This window comes from Streptomyces sp. SS8, from assembly GCF_054072955.1.
This window is the reverse complement of the sequence record NZ_JBSVCZ010000058.1, coordinates 1-1,188: the sequence shown is the minus strand read 5'-3', so window position 1 is coordinate 1,188 and position 1,188 is coordinate 1. Positions and strand designations below refer to the sequence as shown.

Below are 1,188 nucleotides of genomic sequence, written 5' to 3'. Positions count from 1 at the left end.
TCACCGGATCTCCAGGTTGTCGAGGAAGCCGGTCACGTTGCGGCGGGTCTCGGCGACCGAGTCGCCGCCGAACTTCTCGGCGACCGCGTCGGCCAGCACCAGCGCCACCATCGCCTCGGCGACGATCCCGGCGGCCGGGACCGCGCACACGTCCGAGCGCTGGTGATGGGCGCGGGTGGCCTCCCCGGTGGTCACGTCCACGGTGGCCAGCGCCCGCGGCACGGTGGCGATCGGCTTCATCGCCGCCCGCACCCGCAGCACCTCGCCGGTGGACAGCCCGCCCTCGGTGCCGCCCGACCGCCCCGAGGAACGGCGCACCCCCTCCCCGGTCGGCACGATCTCGTCGTGCGCCTTCGAGCCGGGCACCCGGGCCAGCTCGAAACCGTCGCCGACCTCCACGCCCTTGATGGCCTGGATGCCCATCAGCGCCCCGGCCAGCCGGGCGTCCAGCCGCCGGTCCCAGTGCACATGGGAGCCCAGCCCGACCGGCACCCCGTGGGCGACGACCTCGACGACGCCGCCGAGGGTGTCACCGTCCTTGTGCGCGGCGTCGATCACCTCCACCATCGCCCGGCTCGCCTCCGGATCCAGGCAGCGCACCGGGTCGGCGTCCAGCCGCGCCACGTCCCCCGGCTCCGGCAGCACCCCGGCCGGGGCCTCGGCGCCGCCCAGCGCCACCACGTGGGAGACGATCTCGATGCCGGCCGTCTGCCTCAGGTACGACCGGGCGACCGTGCCCAGCGCCACCCGGGCGGCCGTCTCCCGCGCCGAGGCCCGCTCCAGGATCGGCCGGGCGTCGCCCACGCCGTACTTCTGCATCCCGGCCAGGTCGGCGTGGCCGGGGCGGGGCCGGGTCAGCGGCGCGTTGCGGGCCAGCTCGGCCAGCTCCGCCTCGTCGACCGGGTCGGCCGCCATGACCTTCTCCCACTTGGGCCACTCGGTGTTGCCGATCATGACCGCGACCGGGGAGCCCAGGGTCAGCCCGTGCCGCACCCCGCCCAGGAAGGTGACCTCGTCCCGCTCGAACTTCATCCGCGCGCCGCGACCGTAGCCCAGCCGCCGCCGCGCCAGCTCGTCCGCCACCATCTCCGTGGTGACCGGCACGCCGTAGGGCAGCCCCTCCAGCGTCGCCACCAGTGCGGGGCCGTGCGACTCCCCCGCGGTCAGCCAGCGCAACCTGCTCAACGG

General features: G+C 75.7%; 1 protein-coding gene. It reads right to left on the bottom strand.

The annotated features are described in order from the left end of the window. Positions 1-1,185, bottom strand: coding sequence for a chorismate synthase (gene aroC / locus ACW69E_RS27695; RefSeq protein WP_457501026.1), 1,185 nt, complete (start codon positions 1,183-1,185; stop codon positions 1-3). Positions 1,186-1,188 lie beyond the last annotated feature (3 nt).